Annotated in this window: 14 protein-coding genes; 3 read left to right on the top strand and 11 right to left on the bottom strand. The window is 73.6% G+C overall.

The window, feature by feature from the left end; all coding sequences use genetic code 11:
• Positions 1–456: 456 nt before the first annotated feature.
• Positions 457–2064 (top strand): efflux transporter outer membrane subunit, encoded by a 1608-nt coding sequence (locus tag MKK55_RS27600; protein WP_243938826.1) that lies wholly within the window; start codon positions 457–459, stop codon positions 2062–2064.
• A 28-nt stretch (positions 2065–2092) separates the two neighbouring features.
• Here MKK55_RS27600 and MKK55_RS27595 read toward each other — a convergent pair whose 3' ends face one another.
• From MKK55_RS27595 to MKK55_RS27575, 5 genes are all read right to left on the bottom strand, one after another.
• Positions 2093–3763, bottom strand: a complete 1671-nt coding sequence (locus MKK55_RS27595) for a methyl-accepting chemotaxis protein (protein WP_243938824.1) — start codon at positions 3761–3763, stop codon at positions 2093–2095.
• Positions 3764–3979: 216 nt separating this feature from the next.
• Entirely contained in the window at positions 3980–5509 is a 1530-nt protein-coding gene (gene murJ / locus MKK55_RS27590; protein WP_243938822.1) for a murein biosynthesis integral membrane protein MurJ, read from the bottom strand.
• Between the two features lie 110 nt (positions 5510–5619).
• Complete coding sequence (locus MKK55_RS27585) at positions 5620–7908, bottom strand: xanthine dehydrogenase family protein molybdopterin-binding subunit (protein WP_243938820.1); 2289 nt, start codon at positions 7906–7908, stop codon at positions 5620–5622.
• A 100-nt stretch (positions 7909–8008) separates the two neighbouring features.
• Complete coding sequence (locus MKK55_RS27580) at positions 8009–8842, bottom strand: SDR family NAD(P)-dependent oxidoreductase (RefSeq protein ID WP_243938818.1); 834 nt, start codon at positions 8840–8842, stop codon at positions 8009–8011.
• A 252-nt stretch (positions 8843–9094) separates the two neighbouring features.
• Positions 9095–10627: a flavin-containing monooxygenase gene (locus tag MKK55_RS27575; RefSeq protein ID WP_279596386.1), complete on the bottom strand. Its 1533-nt coding sequence runs from the start codon at positions 10625–10627 to the stop codon at positions 9095–9097.
• Between the two features lie 213 nt (positions 10628–10840).
• Between MKK55_RS27575 and MKK55_RS27570 the strand changes: the two genes are divergently transcribed.
• Complete coding sequence (locus tag MKK55_RS27570; protein ID WP_147844384.1) at positions 10841–11536, top strand: TetR/AcrR family transcriptional regulator; 696 nt, start codon at positions 10841–10843, stop codon at positions 11534–11536.
• A 12-nt stretch (positions 11537–11548) separates the two neighbouring features.
• On the opposite strand, the gene MKK55_RS27565 is transcribed toward MKK55_RS27570, so the two are convergent.
• The 4 genes from MKK55_RS27565 to MKK55_RS27550 all read right to left on the bottom strand — a co-directional run bounded on the left by MKK55_RS27565 (position 11549) and on the right by MKK55_RS27550 (position 14331).
• Positions 11549–12334: an SDR family NAD(P)-dependent oxidoreductase gene (locus tag MKK55_RS27565; RefSeq protein WP_243938816.1), complete on the bottom strand. Its 786-nt coding sequence runs from the start codon at positions 12332–12334 to the stop codon at positions 11549–11551.
• A gap of 458 nt (positions 12335–12792) precedes the next feature.
• Positions 12793–12936, bottom strand: a complete 144-nt coding sequence (locus tag MKK55_RS27560) for a hypothetical protein (RefSeq protein WP_187274983.1) — start codon at positions 12934–12936, stop codon at positions 12793–12795.
• 3 nt (positions 12937–12939) lie between these two features.
• Positions 12940–13326, bottom strand: a complete 387-nt coding sequence (locus tag MKK55_RS27555) for a hypothetical protein (protein WP_243938814.1) — start codon at positions 13324–13326, stop codon at positions 12940–12942.
• A 405-nt stretch (positions 13327–13731) separates the two neighbouring features.
• Positions 13732–14331 (bottom strand): superoxide dismutase, encoded by a 600-nt coding sequence (locus MKK55_RS27550; protein ID WP_147729591.1) that lies wholly within the window; start codon positions 14329–14331, stop codon positions 13732–13734.
• A 241-nt stretch (positions 14332–14572) separates the two neighbouring features.
• Here MKK55_RS27550 and MKK55_RS27545 point away from each other — a divergent pair, with 241 nt between their 5' ends.
• Positions 14573–15493, top strand: coding sequence for a hypothetical protein (locus tag MKK55_RS27545; protein ID WP_243938812.1), 921 nt, complete (start codon positions 14573–14575; stop codon positions 15491–15493).
• Between the two features lie 57 nt (positions 15494–15550).
• On the opposite strand, the gene MKK55_RS27540 is transcribed toward MKK55_RS27545, so the two are convergent.
• Together MKK55_RS27540 and MKK55_RS27535 are read right to left on the bottom strand one after the other, a co-directional pair.
• A complete protein-coding gene (locus MKK55_RS27540) occupies positions 15551–17296 on the bottom strand; it encodes an HWE histidine kinase domain-containing protein (RefSeq protein WP_243938810.1) in 1746 nt (581 codons plus the stop codon).
• A 316-nt stretch (positions 17297–17612) separates the two neighbouring features.
• Positions 17613–18338 (bottom strand): tRNA (guanine(46)-N(7))-methyltransferase TrmB, encoded by a 726-nt coding sequence (locus MKK55_RS27535; protein WP_243938807.1) that lies wholly within the window; start codon positions 18336–18338, stop codon positions 17613–17615.
• Positions 18339–18402 lie beyond the last annotated feature (64 nt).

The following is an 18402-nucleotide window of genomic DNA, read 5'->3' as shown; positions in this document are numbered from 1 at the left end:
GGGTGCGTATCGCCGTCCCCTTCCCCCCCGTCCAGACCCGGGGGCCGAAGGCGGTGAGTTCGGCGACGGTGCGGATCGTCAGCAGGCGAAAGCGCTCCAGCGTCTGCACCACGGCGGCGAACTTCTCGATGGTCTTCGGGTCCGAAAGGTCGCGGCTCTGGGCGCTTCGTCAAGGCCGAGCTCGGCCTGAGCCCGCTGCTGGCGGGCGCGTTCCGCTTCACCGAGACCCGGATCGGCCGCGCCGGGCGTGTGCGGCTGCCCCGGCCGCGTGCGGGACCGGGTGAGGGGCCGCCGCCGCGGCGGCGCGGCGGCGGTGCCGGCGGGGGAATGATGCGGTTCCGATGGAGGCAGGACGGGGTCGGCGCACCCCCCTCTCCGCGCGCGCGGGGAGAGGGCCGCGACGACCTCGTCGTCGGCGCGGCGAGGCGGCAGCCGACGGTGAGGGGGCGTATCCGGATGCGCCTCGTCCTGCCCGGCCCCCTCACCTTCGCTTCCGCTCGCCGCATGCACGACGCGGTGCATGCGGCCCTCTCCCCGCGTGCGGGGAGAGGGGATGCGCACCCAGCTTGGCGCCATGTCCTGAGGACGGGCGGTCTCGTCGCCCTCACCACCGCCCTGTCGGCCTGCGTCGTCGGCCCAGACTACGCGCGCCCGTCCGTCGAGACGCCGCTGGCGTTCAAGCGGGGCGGCGCCCGCGAGGATTCGGTCGCCTTCGTCGCGTCGCGGAAGAACTGGCGCCCCGGCCTCCCCAACGACGCGGCCGAGCGCGGCGACTGGTGGCGGGTGTTCAAGGACCCGGCGCTCGACCGGCTGATCCGCCTCGTCGACGTCGACAACCAGAGCCTGCGCCAATCCGTGGCGAACTACCGGCAGGCGCGGGCGATCGTCGAGTCGGCCCAGGCCGCGCTCTACCCGACGGTCATCGGCGCCCCGAGCATCACCCGCTCGCGCACGCTGGGCTCCGAGCGCACCTCCGTGTCGATCCAGGGGCAGGCGAGCTGGGAGCTCGACCTGTTCGGCCGCATCCGCCGGACCATCGAGACCGAGGCGGCCCTGGCCCAGGCCGACGCCGCGACGCTGGCGCTGACGCGCCTGACCATCCAGGCCGAGGTGGCCAACAACTACCTGTCGCTGCGCTACGCCGATTCGCTGGTGCGGGTGCTCAACGCCAACGTCGAGAACTTCAAGCGCACGGTGGCGATCACCGAGAACCAGTACAATGCCGGCGTCGCCGCGCGCTCGGACGTGATCACCGCGCAGACGCAGGTGCAGACCACCCAGGCCTCGGCGATCGCCGCGACCCTCACCCGCGCCCAGTTCGAGAACGCGATCGCCACGCTCGTCGGCCGCCCGCCCTCGGAGCTGTCGCTGCCGGTGGCGCCGCTGGCGCTGGTGCCGCCCGCGGTGCCGGTCGGCATCCCCGCCGCCCTGCTCGAGCGCCGCCCGGACGTGGCCCAGGCCGAGCGCACCGTCCAGGCGCAGAGCGAGCAGATCGGCGTCGCGGTGGCCGCGCTCTATCCGACCGTGACGCTCTCGGCCTCGGGCGGGATCTCGGGGCTCACCAGCAACGGCCTGCTCTCGGCGGCCAACCAGGTCTGGGCGGTGTCGGCGGCCGGCAGCGAGGTGCTGTTCGACGGCGGCGCGCGCTCGGCCGCGATCACCGCCGCGCGGGCGGCCTACGACGCGGCGGTGGCGAACTACCGCCAGACCGTGCTCGCCGCCTTCGCCGACGTGGAGAACGGCCTCGTCGGCGTGCGCATCCTCGCCCGCCAGCAGGTGGCGCAGGACGAGGCCGTGACGCTGGCCCGCCGCGCCGTCGAGATCACCCTGAACGAGTACCGCGCCGGCACCCAGAACTTCACCACCGTCGTCACCGCCCAGGCGCTGCAGCTCAACAACGAGGTCGCGGCGCTGCAGGTGCGGCTCGCCCGCTTCACCACCGCCGTCGGCCTGATCCGGGCGCTCGGCGGCGGCTGGGACGCGCGCGCGCTGCCGAGCGATGCCGAGCTGAAGGGCCCGCGCCTGCCGATCGACCTGTCGCCGGCGGTGCACCCGGACGAGTAGCCGGCCCGTCGCGCAAGGCCTGACGCCGTCAGGCGGCGCGCACCGTGGCGAGGAAGCGGTCGACCTCCGCGCCCAGGTGCCCGGATTGGCGCGACAGCGCGCCGGCCGAGGTCAGGACCTGGGCGGCGGCGGCGCCGGTCTCCTCGGCCGCGCTCGCCACGCCGGCGATGGTGCTCGTCACCGCGCCGGTCCCCGTCGCCGCCTGGCCGACGTTGCGCACGATCTCCCGGGTCGCCGCGCCCTGCTCCTCCACCGCCGCCGCGATCGTCGTCGCCATCGCGTCGATGTCGCGGATGCGGCGGGTGATCGCGGCGATCGCCTCCACCGCCTGGCCGGTCGCGCCCTGGATCTGCGTGACCTGGCCCGCGATCTCCTCCGTCGCCCGGCCGGTCTGGGCGGCGAGCGCCTTGACCTCGGAGGCCACCACCGCGAAGCCGCGGCCGGCCTCGCCGGCGCGCGCCGCCTCGATGGTGGCGTTGAGCGCGAGCAGGTTGGTCTGGCCGGCGATGTCGGTGATCAGGCCGACGACGTCGCCGATCCGCCCGGCCGCCCGGCTGAGGGCGTCGACGAGCCGGACGGTGTCGTCCGCCTGCGCCACGGCGGCCTGGGCGAGGTCGGCCGAGCCGCTGACCTGGCGCCCGATCTCGGCCACCGACGCGCCGAGCTCCTCGGCGGCCGCCGCGACGGTGTTGACGTTCGAGGCCGCCTCCTCGGCCGCCGCCGCCACGGTGGCGGATCGGTCGGCGGTCTCCGTCGCGGTCGCCGTCATCGTCCGGGCGGTGGCCTGCAGCTCGGTCGCGGAGGCGGCGAGCGTGCCGACGATCCCGCCGACCGCTTGCTCGAAGCCGTCGGCCACGGTGCGCATCGCGGCGGCGCGCTGCACCGCGGCGCCGGCCCGCGCCGCCTCGCTCTCCGCTTCGAGGGTGCGGGCGTGGATCAGGTTGTCCTTGAACACCTGGATCGCGGCGGCGATCGCGCCGACCTCGTCGCGGCGCCCCCGGCCGGGCACCGCCACGGTGGCGTCGCCCCCGGCGATCCGCCCCATCGCGGCGATGATGCGGTCGAGCGGCCGGGCGATGCCGCGCATCACGAAGGCGATGCCGCAGAGCGCGCAGAGCAGGGCGCCGGCGCAGACCGCCACCGTGAGCCGCAGGGCGGAGTCGTAGCTGAGGGCGGCGTCGGCGGAGGCGGCGTCGCCGCCCCGGTCGTTCAGGGCGGAATCCGCGTCGAGCACCTTCAAGGCCGCGTCCAACGGCATCCGCGAGCGGTCGAAGGCGGCGACCATGCGTGCCCTGTCGCCGTCCCGCGCGGCGGCGACGAGCTGGCTGCGCAGGTCGAGATAGGCGGCCCACTGCCCCTTGAAGCCGTCCCACAGGGCGGCCTCCTCCGGGCTCGAGATCAGCGGCTCGTAGGACGTCACGGCCTTCGCGATCGCCGCGAGGCGGGTGGCGCCGACCGCGTCGAGCTCCGCCGGCGGCTCGGCCGCCAGAACGTAGCGCGCGTCGACGAGGTGGAGGCGGGCGGTGGCGTATTTCAATTCGCCGATCCAGCGCACGCTCGGCAGCCAGTTCGTCGCGATCTCGGTCGCGCTGGCGTTGACGGCGCGCAGCTTGGAGGCGGCGAACAGGCCCTGCCCGGCGATGCCGACGGTGAGGATGCCGATGACGCCGATCAGCGCGGCCTTGATCGTCAACCGCATGATGGGACGGTCCTCGGATTGTGCGACTCAGGTCATCCTAATGCGAAGGACTTAAATGACGCTGAATTCGAGCACGCGCAGGTGTTTGTCCTCGCTCCCTGGAAGATCTAAATTCAGGAGTGAAATAGAGGACGATAGCTCAACTGCTGGTGTGCAATCTTCCGGGCTGCAAGACTGCCGCGATCGCGACCGCCGCGATCGCGGCCGCCGCCCATCTCAGGCGCGTCGCAGGCGCAGCCCGAACAGGTGGAGCAGGCCCGCGAGCAGGCCGCCGTAGATCGCCGCGCCGACGATCCCGAGGAGCGCCAGCACCGCGATCTCGCGGCCGCGCGGCAGGGCGGGCACGACGGATTCCGCCAGCGGCAGGCCGTAGACCGCCACCAGCGCCAGGCCGGCGCAGGCGAGCGCGACGCCGAGCACCGTGAGGCCGAGCGTGCGCCCCGGTGCGGTCCAGCCGCGGCGCCAGGCGAGGGCGACGAGCAGCGCGAGGTTGACCCACTGGCTGATCGCGGTGGCGAGCGCGAGCCCGGCGACGCCGTAGGGGCCGGTGAGCCAGAGCTTGAGCGCGACGTTGACGGCGATGGCGGTGAGCGAGGCCCAGAGCGGCGTCCGCGTGTCCTGCCGGCTGTAGAAGCTCGCCACCGCCGAGCGCACCAGCACCACCGCCGGCAGCGCCAGCCCGTAGGCGGCCAGCACCGAGGCGGCCCGCGCGGCATCCTCGGCCGAGAAGGCGCCGCGCTGGAACAGGGCGGCCATGGTCAGGCCGGGCAGCGTCAGGAAGGCCACCGTGAACGGGGCCGAGAGCGCGAGCGAGAACCCGGCGGCGCGGTTCTGGGCGGCGTGCGCCCCGGCGACGTCGCCGGCCGCGATCCGCCGGCTCATCTCCGGCAGCAGCACCGTGCCGGCGGCGATGGCGATGACGCCGAAGGGCAGCTGGTAGAGCCGGTCGGCGTACCACAGGGCCGAGACCGCGCCGGTCGGCAGCCAGCTCGCGATGATGGTGTCGGCAAACGTCGCGATCTGGAACCCGGCCGCGCCGATCACCGCCGGCCCGAGCACGGTGAAGAACCGGCGCATCGCCGGATCGCGGACGGCCGGCGCGGTGAGCCGCGGCGCGACGCCGGCCCGCCGGCAGGCCCACCACAGCAGCCCGAACTGCAGCACGCCCGAGACCGCGACGCCCCAGGCGGCGGCGTGCGCCGCGTCGGGGAACAGGAAGGCCAGCGCGAACGCCGCCAGCATCGCGAGGTTCAGCAGCACCGGCGCGCCCGCCGCCACGGCGAAGCGGCGCTGCGCGTTGAGCACGCCGGAGAGCAGCGTCACCAGCGTCATGAACAGCAGGTAGGGGAAGGTGATGCGGGTGAGCGCCACCGCGAGGTCGAAGCGCTGCGGATCCTGCGAGAAGCCCGGCGCCAGCGCCCGCACCACCCACGGCATCAGCGGCAGCGCGAGCGCCAGCAGCGCGATCTGCACCGCCAGCATCAGCGTGAAGATCCGGTCGGCGAAGCGCTGCGCCGCGCCGTCCGCGCCGGCCTCCGACAGCCCGGCATAGGCCGGCACGAAGGCGGTGTTGAACGCGCCCTCGCCGAAGATCGCGCGGAAATGGTTCGGCAGGCGGAAGGCGACGACGAAGGCGTCGGCCATCGGCCCGGCCCCCATCACCGCCGCCATCACCACGTCGCGGCCGAAGCCCGTGACCCGCGACACCAGCGTCCAGCCCCCGACGGAGAGGATCGCGCGGATCACCGGTTCGTCCCGAATGCGAGTGCCGTCACGCCGCCCACCGTTGCTGAAGCCCGGCGGAGGCTTACGGTCGCGGCCGCCGGCAACGCAAGCGTGCGGCCGCTAGGGCCCCGTCACGCCATGGTCTCGCCGCGGATCGGCAGGCGGCGGTGGCGCTGGCCGGTGGCGTGGTAGACCGCGTTGGCGATCGCCGCGTTGACGCCGATGATGCCGAGCTCGCCCAAGCCTTTCAGGCCGAGCGGGTTCACCTTCCGGTCCTCGTCGGGGACGAACAGGACCTCGATCTCGGGCGTGTCGGCCGCGGTGGCGACGAGGTATTCGGCGAGATCCGCGTTGCGGTAGTGGCCGCGGTCGAGCACGGTCTCCTCCAGCAGCGCCGAGCCGAGGCCCCAGATCATGCCGCCGGCGAGCTGGCTGCGGGCGGTCAGCGGGTTGAGGATGCGCCCGGCCGCGAACGCCCCGAGCAGGCGCGAAACCCGGATTTCCCCGGTCTCGGCGTGGACGCGGACCTCGGCGAACTGCGCGCCGAACGCCCAGGACAGGTGCTCGCCGCCGCTGCTGAGGGTGATGTGGCCGGCCCGCAGCGCGTCGAGGCTCTTCGCGCCGCCGCCCTCGGGGACGAACTCGGCCAGGGTCTCGATCCCGGCGGGGTCGAGCCGGGCGACCGCCTCGTCGAGCGCCATGCCGCCGCCGTCGGCCCGCGCCAGCCGTCGGCCGACGAGGCGCAGGCGCGCGGGGTCGGCGCCGGCCAGCGGCGCGCCGGCGGCGGTGCAGGCGGCGGCCAGCCGCGCGCGCAGCTGCTCGCAGGCGAGCGCCAGGGTGCTGAGCAGGCTCGTCGTGGTCGAGGAGCCGCCCGAGATGCCGGCCGGGGGCAGCGCGGTGTCGCCGAGCCGCACCGTCACCGCCGCGATCGGCACGCCGAGCCCGTCGGCCGCGGCCATCGCCAGCAGCGTGGTGATGCCGTTGCCGATCTCGTGGTGCGCGGTCTCGACGGCGACGCGGCCGTCGGGTCGAAGCGCGACGCGCATCGTCGCGGGGGCGATCTTCACCGGCCGCACCGAGGTGGCGCAGCCGAGCCCGACCCGCCAGGCCCCGTCCCGCATCGCGCCGGGGCGGGGGATGCGGCGCGACCAGCCGAAGGCCTCGGCGCCGGCATCGAAGCAGGCCATCAGCGGACGCGACGAGAACGGCTTGCCCGAGACCGGGTCGGTCACCGTGTCGTTGCGCCGGCGCAGCGCGATCGGGTCGAGGCCGAGCGCCCAGGCCATCTCGTCGACCGCGCTCTCGAGGGCGAACAGGTAGGGCACCTCGGGCGGCGCCCGCATCGGGCCCGGCGTGTTGCGGTCGACCCGCACGGCGCGCTCGTCGGTGCGGATGTCCGGGCAGGCGTAGAGGCTCGCGGTCACGTCCGTGCCCTCCATCGCGAAGGCGTCGAAGCGCGAGGTCGTCATCGCCGCCTCGTGCACCAGGGCGGTGAAGCGCCCGGTGCGGTCGGCGCCCAGGCGGAGGTCGTGGCGCGTCTCCGGGCGGTGGTTCGCGATGGTGAAGCCCTGCCGCCGGGTCGGCACCAGCGCGACCGGGCGGCCGAGGTCGCGGGCGGCGAGGGCGACCAGCGCCGTGTGCTGCGACAGCGCGAGCTTCGAGCCGAAATGGCCGCCGATCGGCCCCGACACGACGCGGATGTCGGCCGGGTCCATGCCGAGCTGTGCGGCGAGCCCGTGCTGGAGCGCGCCGACGTAGCGCGAGGGCTCGTGCACGGTGAGCCGGCCGCCGTCCCAGGCGCAGGCGGTGGTGAACAGCTCCATCGGGTTGTGGTGCTGCACCGGCGTCTCGTAGCGCGCCGCGATCCGCATATCGGCCCGGGCGAGCGCGGCGTCGGCATCGCCCCGGCGCGGATCCGCGTGCTCGGGCTTCAGGTCGGCGAGCCGCATGGTCTCGGCGCCGGCCTCGTCGAAGGTGGCCGCGAACGGCGCCTCCGCGTAGGCGACGCGGACGCGGGCGGCGGCCTCCTCGGCCGCGCCCTGCGTCTCGGCGACGACGAGGGCGACGATCTGGCCGGCATAGGCGACCTCGTCCGAGCCGAGCGGCAGGTGCGCGCTGTTGGCGTAGCCGCCGGCCATCAGGTGCTTCACCGGCGCGATCCGCCCGGCGAGGTCGCGATGGGTGAAGATCCGCAGGCAGCCCGGCGTCGCCGCGGCGGCGGCCAGGTCGAAGCCGCGGATGCGCCCGCGCACGATCGTGCTGGTGACGAGCGCGGCGTGGGCGCGCCCCGGCAGGGCGACGTCGGAGGAGAACCGCGCCCGGCCCGTCACCTTGGCCGGCCCGTCGACCCGCACCTGCGGGCGCCCGAGCAGGCCTTCCTCGGCACCGGCCTGGGCCGGGTCGGCGATCGGGTGGTCCATCGGCGCGCTCCACTTCGCTTCGGTCCGGGACCGTTCGGGAAGAGGTGTGCCTCGCTCTCCGCGCGGCAAGGCTTTCGCCGTGGCCCGCGGCGATCCGCGCTCAGGTCGCGGCGCGGTCGCGCGGCAGCAGCTTCTGGATGACGTTCCAGTACGAGACCGGCACGAGGCGCTCGATCAGCGCGATCAGCTTGGCGTCCGAGCCGACGAGCACCCGGCCCTGCCGGCGCTCCACCGCCGCCAGGATGATCTCGGCCGCCCGCTCCGGGGCGAGCTTCAGCATCCTGTTGGCGGCGGCCCGGCCGCGGGCGGCCTCCTCGGCGGTCATGTGCGCGGGCAGGCGGGCGCTGTCGGCGACCGAGGTGGCGACGCCGCCCGGATGCACCACGGTGACGCCGATCGCGGTGCCGGCGAGCTCGTGCCGCAGCGCCTGCGAGAAGCCGCGCACCGCGAACTTGCTCGCGGAATAGGCGGTCTGGCCCGGCGGCGCGATCAGCCCGTAGAGGCTCGACAGGTTGACGATCCGCGCTTCGGGCTGCGCCCGCAGCAGCGGCAGGAAGGCGCGGGTCATCCGCACCACGCCCCAGAAGTTGATCTCGAACAGCCATTCGAAATCGGTCTCCGTCACGTCCTCGAAGGTGCCGCCGAGCGCCACGCCGGCATTGTTGATCAGCACGTCGAGGCCGCCATGGGCCGCCTCGACCGCGGCCGGCAGCGCGGCGATGGCGTCGCGGTCGGCGACGTCGAGGGGGTGGCAGCTGATGCGGACCCGGTTCGTCGCGATCAGCCGCTCGGTCTCCTCCAGCCCGGCGACGTTGCGGTCGGCCAGCGCCAGGTTGCAGCCGCGCGCGGCCAGCCCCACCGCCAGCGCACGGCCGATGCCGCTCGCCGCGCCGGTGATCAGGGCCGTGCGGTTCTCGAGGTTCCAGTTCGGCATGGGGGCTCGCTGCATGTTTGGTGGATGAAACCGCGCGGTCCACTTCCCCTCCCCCCTCTGCGGGGGAGGGTGGCCCGCGAAGCGGGTCGGGAGAGGGGAGCGCCGCATCCGGCACTGTCGCTCCCCTCTCCCGACCCTCGCGTCAGCCGAGGCCCACCCTCCCCCGCACCCAAGTCGGGCCTGCCCGACTTGGGCACACAGGGTGCGGATCTCGGGCAAGCCCGAGATCCGTCGGGGGGAGGGAAGGGAGGCTCACGCCGCGCGCTTGGCCGTCTCGCGGCGCGAGAACCGCATCGTGCCGTCGTCGAGGCGGCCGAACTTCAGGGCGGCGGTGTCGAGGATGTAGTTCTGGTGCAGCTTCCACGGCTTGGTGTCGGCCTGCTTCGGCAGCAGGTGCGCGGCGCGGGTGACGTAGCCGGAGGTCAGCGGCAGGGTCGGCTCGGTGTTGAGCCGGCCGGTATCCGCCAGGGGCTCGCAGCGCGCGAAGCCGTTGGCGTCCATGTGGTTGATGAGCCGGCAAAGGTAGCGTGCCGTCAGCTCGCTCTTCAGGGTCCACGAGGCGTTGGTGTAGCCGATCGTCACCGCGAAGTTCGGCACGCCCGACAGCATCATGCCCTTGTACAGGAACGTGTTCTCCGGCTCGACCGCGCGGCCGTCGACGGAAAGCGTCATCCCGCCGATCATCTTCATCCGGAGGCCCGTGGCGGTGACGACGATGTCGGCCGGCAGCGTCTTGCCGGAGGCGAGCCGGACGCCGTCCTCGGTGAAGCTGGCGATCGTGTCGGTCTCGACCGAGGCGGTGCCGGAGCGGATCGCCTTGAACAGGTCGCCGTCCGGCACGAGGCAGAGGCGCTGGTCCCACGGCTTGTAGCTCGGGGTGAAGTGCTTGGCGACGTCGTAGTCGGGGCCGAGCTGCGCGCGCACGCCGTCGAGGATGCGCTTGGTCATCGCCGCCGGCTTCTTGCGCGCGAACTGGTAGAAGAAGATGCCGAGCGCGACGTTCTTCGCCCGCGTCAGCCGGTGGGCGAGGCCGGCCGGCAGCTTTTCGCGCAGCCAATGCGCGATCCTGTCCCGGCTCGGCAGGGCGACGATGTAGGTCGGCGAGCGCTGCAGCATCGTGACGTGCTGCGCGGTCTTGGCCATCGCCGGCACCAGCGTCACCGCGGTGGCGCCCGAGCCGATCACCACCACGCGCTTGCCGTCCCAGGACAGGTGCTCGGGCCAGGCCTGCGGGTGCACCACCGGCCCGGCGAAGCGCTCGCGCCCGGGAAAGTCCGGGCTGTAGCCGTGGTCGTAGGCGTAGTAGCCGCTGCACACCGACAGGACCGCGCAGGTGTAGCGCACCGGCTCGGCGGCTTCGCCGACCTCGGCGTCGAGGGTCCACAGGGCGGCGGCCGAATCCCAGGCCGCCCGCACCACCCGGGTGCCGAAGCGGATCTTTTGGTCGATGCCCTCGGCCTGCGCGGTCTCGCGGACGTAGCTCAGGATCGAGGCGCCGTCGGCGATCGCCCGGTCGCTGCGCCAGGGGCGGAAGCTGAAGCCGAAGGTGTAGAGGTCGGAATCCGAGCGCAGGCCGGGATAGCGGAACAGGTCCCAGGTGCCGCCGATCGCGTCGCGGCTTTCCAGGATGGCGTAGGTCTTCCGCGGGCATTCGGTCTGCAGGTAGTGCCCCATGACGATGCCGGACAGCCCGGCGCCGACGACCAGCACGTCGAAATGCCGGGCGGCGTCCGCGGCGGAGGCGGGTGCCCGAAGCGGACTCGTGGGGGGCGAGGCGTCGTTCATGGCGTCGGGCTCCGGCGGTTTCGCGCGTCGCCCCGATTTAAGGTGGACACCTTATAGACGTCAACGGGCTACCACCGTAAAATGCATCTGGCGCGAAACGTGATGGTGCCGGACGCGCCCCGCGCTCGGCGGATCGCAGGCCGGATCAGGGTGCGGGTGGATCGATGGGGCGGCCAAGTCGGACGGCGGGCCTGAGGCGATGAGGACGGGGCGATGAGGACGGGCCCTGCGGCGCGCGCGAAGGATCTGCCGAAGGGCGTTGCCGGGGCCGCGGGCAGGAGCGGCGCGACGCGCGTCGCGAAGCCCGGCACGCGCGACCGCGTGCTCGCGGCCTGCCGCGACCTGTTCAACGAGCGCGGGCCGGCCGCCGTCACCACCGCCGAGATCGCCGCCGCGGTCGGCATCAACGAGGGCAATCTCTACTATCACTTCCAGCGCAAGGAGCAGATCCTGGAGGCGCTGTTCTCGGCCTTCGAGCAACGGCTCGAGGCGGTGGCGACGGCCTATGCGACGCAGGCGGGCGAGGCGCGCTACGCCCCCTACCTCGCCGGCTGGTTCACGCTGATGTGGGAGTGGCGCTTCTTCTACCGCGACGGCGGCACGATCTTCCGGCTCGCGCCGGCCCTGCGGCCGCGGCTGAAGACGGTCAGCGATTCCGGCCAGGACCACGTCCGGCAGGCGCTCGCCGGGATGAAGGCGGCGGGCCTGCTCAGGGCCGGCCCGGCGGAGACCGAGCACCTGATCGTCAACGCCTGGATCGTCTCGACCTACTGGATCGACTACCTGCGCTCGCGCCGCGGCCTCGGCGAGGTCCGGCGCGAGCACCTGGATTGGGGCGCGGCCCAGGTGGCGAGCCTGTTCCGGCCCTACCTGACCGAGGCCGGGCTCGCCGCCGCCGCGCTGGCCTGAGCCGCCGGCGGCTCAGGCCGCGCGGTAGCGCTCCGCCGCATGCGGCCGCCCGAGATTGGGCAGCATCGCCTGGCGCCCGGCCTCGTAGGCGCTCCACTGCCCGGCATCGGGCAGCGGCGGGATCGTCACGGTCTCGCGCCGGTCGAAGCCGACGAGGGCGGCGTCCACCAGCTCGCCGACCTCCATGACGTTGTCGAGGGTGTTCACGTCGGCGCCGGAGCGCTCCCAGATCTCGGTGCGGGTGGCGGCCGGCAGCACCGCCTGGACGTGCACCCCCTTGGGCCCGAGCTCGAGATGCAGCCCCTGGCTGAGATAGAGCACGAAGGCCTTGGTCGCCCCGTACACCGACATGCCGAGTTCCGGGGCGAGGCCGACGACCGAGCCGATGTTGATGATCGCGCCGGTGCCGGCCCGGACGAAGCGCGGCGCCGCGGCGTTGGCGAGCCGCGTCAGCGCGGTGACGTTGAGGGCGATGAGGGCGGCGAGCGGACCGGGATTCTGATCGACGAAGGGCCCCAGTACCGCCGCGCCGGCATTGTTGACGAGCACGCCGATGCGCGCGTCCTCACGCAGGCGCGCCTCGACGCGGGCGAGGTCGGCCTCCACGGTCAGGTCGGCCTGGACCACGTCCACGGCGATGCCGGCCTCGCGCCGCAGCCGGTCTGCGAGGGCTTCGAGGCGCTGCCCGTCGCGGGCGACCAGCACGAGGTCGTGGCCGCGCCGCGCGAAGCGGTCGGCATAGGTGGCACCGATCCCGGACGAGGCGCCGGTGACGAGAACTGCGGGCTTGGTGGACATGGCCGATCTCTCCTGCTCTAACATGATGTTCATCATGTATAAGCGGACATGATGACCATCATGGTCTGCGTCAAGCGCGGTGATCGGGGCCGGTGTGAGGTGGCGCACAGGGCGCGGTTTTCGCCGGATCGGATGCGAGCCGGCGGCTCAGCAAGCCGACGTCATGCGCCGCGACCGAAGCGGAAGCGCCTCTCCCTCCCCCCGACGGATCTCGGGCCTGCCCGAGATCCACACCGTGTGTGCCCAAATCGGGCGGGCCCGACTTGGGTGCGGGGGAGGGTGGCCCGCGAAGCGGGTCGGGTGAGGGGAGCGCGCTGTCCGGATATGGCGCTCCCCTCACCCGACCCTCGCTGACGCGAGGCTCACCCTCCCCCGCAGAGGGGGGGAGGGAAGTTGGGGTGGATTCACCGTCGCCTGGATGGATGAAGGCTGTTGCCCGTCTGAGCCGGGGGGGCGGATCAGCGATGCGCAGAGACGGGTTTGCTGGCCGAGCCCTGTTCCGCGCCGCGCGGGCGGAACGCCCGGCTGCCGAGAGCGAAGAAACCCACGGCCCCGCCGATGACGACGCCGACCAGCAGAAGGAGGAGATTCGTGTCGGGCATCGCTCAACTCTCGCTCTGGATGAACCGAATGACGAACTGCCCGGAGGCGGGCAGCGCGGCGCCGAGGAGCATCCACCAGATGGCTTCGCCCTGCGGCCGGTTGTGATCCTTGACGTAGGGTACGATGAAGGCGGCACCTACGATAGCGATCCCCAGCGTGTTCGAGAAGCTGCCATAGAGCTTGATGTGCTCATTCCAACGCTTGGCCTCGAGCTTCCTGAGATCGGGCTCGAGTTCGATCCGCCTCCGCCGATGCGAGAAGTACAGTCGCAGAGCCGCGGCCGCAAAACCGGCCAGGGCGCCGAGGAGGGGAAGGGCCAGCCTGGTTCCGGTTCGGTCGGCGATCCAGTTGGCCGAGCCGTCGAGAAGACCTGCGAGGTCGCCGGGCATCGATTTCCCCCTCGGAGACCTGCGCCGGGAAACGGGCGCTCCCGACCGGCGGGACAATGTGCGTCGTAGGCGGATGGACGCCGCCGTCGCCAAGCTTGGACGCGGCCCGTTGGTCGACCTGCACCGGCCGTGCGATCGAACGCGACGAAAACGGCCGGTGCTGGACGCCTCGGGGCGGGACGACGCCTGTCAGGGGTGGCTTCCCTCCCCCCGCACCCAAGTCGGGCCTGCCCGACTTGGGCACACGGGGTTGCGGATCTCGGGCAAGCCCGAGATCCGTCGGGGGGAGGGAAGAGGCGGTGGCGTGATCGTCCAAGAGATGGGTGAAGGCCGTCGCCGATCCGGGACGTGGCGCCGCGAGGTGCGACGCCCGGCCCGCCAAGCGGCGACCTCCGCCACGCCGCCTCAGGCGGTGGCTTCGCCGTACAGCGTCTCGACGTGTTCCCAGTTCACGAGGTTCTCCAGGAACGCCTTGAGGTAGTCGGGGCGGCGGTTGCGGTAGTCGATGTAGTAGGAGTGCTCCCACACGTCGACGCCGAGGATCGGCTTGGCGCCGTGCACCAGCGGGTTCTCACCGTTCGGGGTCTTCATGATGGCGAGCTTGCCGTCCTTGACCGCGAGCCAGGCCCAGCCCGAGCCGAACTGGCCGATGCCGGCCTGGATGAAGTCCGCCTTGAACTTCTCCGCGCCGCCGAGATCCTCGTCGATCTTCTTGGCGAGGCTGCCCGGGATCGCGCCGCCGCCGTTGGGCTTCATCCACTGCCAGAAGTGCAGGTGGTTGAAGTGCTGGCCGGCATTGTTGAACAGCGGCTGGTTGTTGCCGTAGCTCGCCGTGACGATCTCCTCGACGCTCTTGCCCTCGAGACCGGTGCCCTCGAGCAGCTTGTTGCCGGTGTCGACGTAGGCCTTGTGGTGCTTGTCGTGGTGGAACTCGAGGGTTTCCTTCGACATGTACGGGGCCAGCGCGTCGTAGGCGTAGGGCAGTTCCGGCAGGGTGAAGGTCATCAGATTCTCCGTCTTGTCGAGGTCTTCTGGACGGGCGTGCGGAATCGCGCCGCGCGCCGCGCTCGACGGGGTAACGACCGGAAGGTAAGTCGGTGCCCCCGCCGCGGCAACGCCGGAACCGGCACGAAGCCCGTGGAAACCGCCACGCCGCGGGGCCGACTCCGGGTCGCCGGCGTTTTGCAAAACGCCGGCAAGGTCTTACTACGATCCTGGCGTATCCGGCCCCGACTTCGAGAGTTCCATGATCATTGCGCTGTTCGCGCTCAGTGCCGCGATGGTGATCGGCGGCGTCGTCGCCGTGATCCAGGGGTTCCCCTTCGTCCGCCTGGAGAGCGGGCTCTCCATGGTGATCGCGGGCGCGACCGTCGCCTCGGCCGGGGCGGTGCTCTCCGGCCTCGCGGTGGTGGCGATGGGCCTGCGCCGGGTCGCGCACGCCTTCGACGCCCGCCGCATCGTCGACGCCGTCAGCACGATGCAGGACGGGGTCCGCCTGCCCCCGGCGGCCCCCGCGCCGGCGTCCCTCGCGGTCCCGGCCGCGCCCGCGCCGACCGACCCGGCGCCGGCCCGCCCGATGCTGCCCAACGTGCTGGTGCCGGCCGCCGGCGCCGGCCTGCTCGGCGGCCAGAGCCGGACCGATCCGGTCTTCACGGAGGGCTACGCCGAGCCGTCGATCCCCGAGCCTTCGATGCCGGAGCCGGCCGAGGCCCATGCCGAGCCGGCGGTCCCGCACCCCGAACCGGCGGTCCCGCATCACGCGGCGCACGAGCCGGAGCCCGCCGCCCCGATGCCGGCCGAGGCGCAGGCCGAGCCGGAGCTGCCGCTCCCCGGCCTCACGCCGCCGGAGCCGGAGCCGGCCGCGCACGTCCCGCCGCCCCCGCCTCCGCCCGCCCCCGAGCCGGAGGACGACCTGTTCGCCCCGACCGAGCCGCCGGCCCTGCGCCGGAGCCTCGATGCCGAGCCCGCGCGGGAGGCCCCCGAGCCCGAGCCGGACACCCGCGAGGTCGTCGGCCGCTACGCCTCGGGCGGCAACACCTACGTGATGTACGCCGACGGCGCGATCGAGGCGGACACGCCGCAGGGCCGCTTCACCTTCGCCTCCCTCGACGAGCTGAAGGCCTTCGTCGAGGGCGGCGGCGAAGCCGGCAGCCGCGGCGCCGCCTGAAGGCGTTTCGCGCGCGCTCCTTCCCCCGCAGAGGGGGAAGGGGCACGTGCCCGTGCGTCAGCCCGGCGGGTCGAGGCTGGCGTTCCGCACCGGAAGCGGGGCCAGCATCGTGAGGGCGAAGCCGCCGGGGGCGTAGAGGGTCTCGACCTCGGCCTGCACCTGCGTCGTCAGCACCCGCTGCAGCAGGCGCGAGCCGAAGCCCTGGCGGCGGGGCGGCTCCACCGCCGGGCCGCCGCTCTCGCGCCAGGCAAAGCGCAGCATCCCGGCCGGCCCGCCAGGCAGGACCGCCCAGGCGACCGAGATCCGCCCGCGCCGGTTGGAGAGCGCGCCGTACTTGGCGGCGTTGGTGGTGAGCTCGTGGATCGCCATGCCGATCGGCACCGCGATCTCGGAGGGCAGCGCCGTGTCCGGCCCGTCGAGCACGATGCGGCCGTCGAGGGCCCCGTCCGCATCGGCGGCCTCGCCCTCGCCCGCCTGCGCCTCGGCGTAGGGGCGCAGCTCGCTCAGCAGCAGCGTGCGCAGGTCCGCCGTCTGCCAGGTCGCCTCGGTGAGCACCGAATGGGTGTGGGCGAGCGACTTGATGCGGCCGACGAAGGCTTCGTAGAAGCTCTCGATGCTGGACGCCGTCCGCGCGGTCGAGCCGACGATCGCCTGCACCGTCGCCAGGGTGTTCTTCACCCGGTGGTGCAGCTCGCGGATCAGCAGCGCCTGCCGCTCCTCGGCCAGGCGCTGGTCGGTGACGTCGGCGACGAGGCCGATCAGCCGCCGCGGCAGCCGGTTCGGGGCGTCGCGCTCGAAGCGGCCGGCGAGGTCGATGGTGCGCCACGCGCCGTCGCTGCGGCGGCGGATGCGGCCCGTGGTGTGCAGGATCGCGTCGTCGCGCAGCGCCTGCGAGATCGCCAGCCGCACCGCGGCGCGATCGTCCGGGTGCAGCGTATCGCGAAGGAACTCGGTCTTGCCGATGGTGCCGTCCTCGGGCGCGTGCCCGAAGATCTCGAACATCCGCTCGTTCTCCCAGATCGCGTGGTCCTCGAGCATGTGCCACTCGAAGATCCCGAGCCGGGCGACCGTGGTCGCGACCCGCAGGCGCTGGTCGCGGGCGGCGAGCCCGTCGCGGGCCTCGACCCGCGTGGTCACGTCCTGCACCACACCGACCATGCCGGTGCGGCGCCCGTCTTCGGCGTGGACCGGGCGGCCGCGCACGTCGACGATGATCTCGCGCCCGTCCGCCTCCCGCGTCAGGCGGGTCTCGAAGCGGTAGGCGCCGTCGCGCGCCATCGCGTCCCGGACCACGGCCTGGATCCGGTCGGGCTCGCCCGCGGAGAGGCCGGCGCGTAGGATGTCCCAGGTCGCGGAGGAGCCGGGGGGATGGCCGAGGATCTGCGCGGCGCGGCGCGACAGCACGAGGCGGCCGGTGCTCCGCTCCCAGCGCCACTCGCCGAGGCCCGCCGCGGCGAGGTCCTGGCGGTTCTCCTCGGAGCGGGCCGCCTCGTCGGCATCCACCGCCTCGACGACGAGGACGGTCCCGCCGGCGCCGGAGCGGCGCACCCGCACCTCGACCGAGCCGCCGTCGGCATGGAGCCAGGGATGGATGCCGTCGGCGATCCGGCCGCCGCCGACGAGGTCGGCGGCCGGCCGCCCCGCGAGCGCGCCGGGTGGGTGGCCGAGCAGGGCGCAGAGCGCGGGGTTGGCGTCGCGCAGGCGCGCGCCGTCCTGCGACAGCACGGCCAGCCCGATGGCGGCCTCCTCGAAGGCCGCGCGCCGCGGGTCGTCCACCGGGCCGTGATCGTCCCTGTCGGTCACACCGTCCCCTCGAACGCGCGGTCGCGCCGTCTCGAAAAGCGTCGCCCCGACGGAGGCACCGAGCGGGCGCCCGACAGGAGCGCGCCCAAGATGGGGCCGGGGCCGAAGCGGGGCAAGTCGCCCGGCGGCGCCTGCGGCTTCGACAACAGCTTAGTTGACCCCGTCGCCCCGGCCGATCCTCGAAGAAAGCCGCCGAACGCCGCCCGAGGCCGCCGCGAGGATCGTGCGGGTCGCCTGCGCCGGGCCACCGGCGCTTTCCTCCGGCACCCGGTGGCCGGCCCCGCGACCTCACGCATCGTCGCCTGCGGACGGGGCCTCAGCCCGGCGCGACGCGCGCGAACTCGAGGTAGGTCGGGCGGCGCCCGGCCGCGATCGCCTTCGCCTCGTAGCGGGTGCCGGGCCAGCCGGGATAGGGCTGCGTCCAGTCGGCGGCCGTGCGCGCCGTCCAGCGCAGGTGCGGGCAGCGGGCGGTGCGGACCAGGGTCCAGCCGACGTAGTCGTCGATGTCGCTGGCGAAGCGGAACAGGCCGCCGGGCCGCAGCACCCGGGCGATCTCGGCGAGCGACTCGTCCGAGACGAAGCGGCGCTTGCGCTGGCGCCGCTTCGGCCAGGGATCGGGGTAGAGCAGGTAGACCCGCGCGAGGCTGGCATCCGGCAGGGCGGCGAGCAGCGGTGACACGTCCTCGTCGCGGATGCGGACGTTGCGCAAGGCCCGCTCGTCGACGGCGCGCAGCAGCTTGGCGACGCCGTTGACGAAGGGCTCGGCGCCGATGATGCCGATCTCGGGATGGGCCGCCGCCTGCGCCGCCAGGTGCTCGCCGCCGCCGAAGCCGATCTCGAGCCAGACCTCCGACGGGCCTCGGGCGAGGCCGGGAAACAGCGTCGCCGGGTCGAGGGGGCGGCCGTCGGCGGGCGGGTCGACGCGCAGGCGCGGCAGCAAGTCCGACAGGCGCTGCTCCTGCAGCCCGCGCAGGCGCTTGCCCTTGCGTCGGCCGAAGAAGGCCCGCTCGGAGGCGTCGGCCGGGGGGCTGGTGTCGGTCACGGGGAAACTCGTTGGGAGGCTCACGCCTCGATCGGCGACCGGATCGGGCGCAGGCCCCCTCTCC

This window comes from Methylobacterium sp. J-059 (assembly GCF_022829485.1).
Classification (GTDB): domain Bacteria; phylum Pseudomonadota; class Alphaproteobacteria; order Rhizobiales; family Beijerinckiaceae; genus Methylobacterium.
This window is presented reverse-complemented; position numbering and strand designations above follow the sequence as displayed.

Bases quoted from the DNA above. Each gene is read 5' to 3' on its own strand.
- MKK55_RS27600 (WP_243938826.1), top strand. From the start codon at position 457: ATGCGCCTCGTCCTGCCCGGCCCCCTCACCTTCGCTTCCGCTCGCCGC.
- MKK55_RS27545 (WP_243938812.1), top strand. From the start codon at position 14,573: ATGATCATTGCGCTGTTCGCGCTCAGTGCCGCGATGGTGATCGGCGGC.
- MKK55_RS27575 (WP_279596386.1), bottom strand. From the start codon at position 10,627: ATGAACGACGCCTCGCCCCCCACGAGTCCGCTTCGGGCACCCGCCTCC.
- MKK55_RS27580 (WP_243938818.1), bottom strand. From the start codon at position 8,842: ATGCCGAACTGGAACCTCGAGAACCGCACGGCCCTGATCACCGGCGCG.
- MKK55_RS27570 (WP_147844384.1), top strand. From the start codon at position 10,841: ATGAGGACGGGCCCTGCGGCGCGCGCGAAGGATCTGCCGAAGGGCGTT.
- MKK55_RS27555 (WP_243938814.1), bottom strand. From the start codon at position 13,326: ATGCCCGGCGACCTCGCAGGTCTTCTCGACGGCTCGGCCAACTGGATC.
- MKK55_RS27560 (WP_187274983.1), bottom strand. From the start codon at position 12,936: ATGCCCGACACGAATCTCCTCCTTCTGCTGGTCGGCGTCGTCATCGGC.
- MKK55_RS27565 (WP_243938816.1), bottom strand. From the start codon at position 12,334: ATGTCCACCAAGCCCGCAGTTCTCGTCACCGGCGCCTCGTCCGGGATC.
- MKK55_RS27595 (WP_243938824.1), bottom strand. From the start codon at position 3,763: ATGCGGTTGACGATCAAGGCCGCGCTGATCGGCGTCATCGGCATCCTC.
- MKK55_RS27550 (WP_147729591.1), bottom strand. From the start codon at position 14,331: ATGACCTTCACCCTGCCGGAACTGCCCTACGCCTACGACGCGCTGGCC.
- MKK55_RS27585 (WP_243938820.1), bottom strand. From the start codon at position 7,908: ATGGACCACCCGATCGCCGACCCGGCCCAGGCCGGTGCCGAGGAAGGC.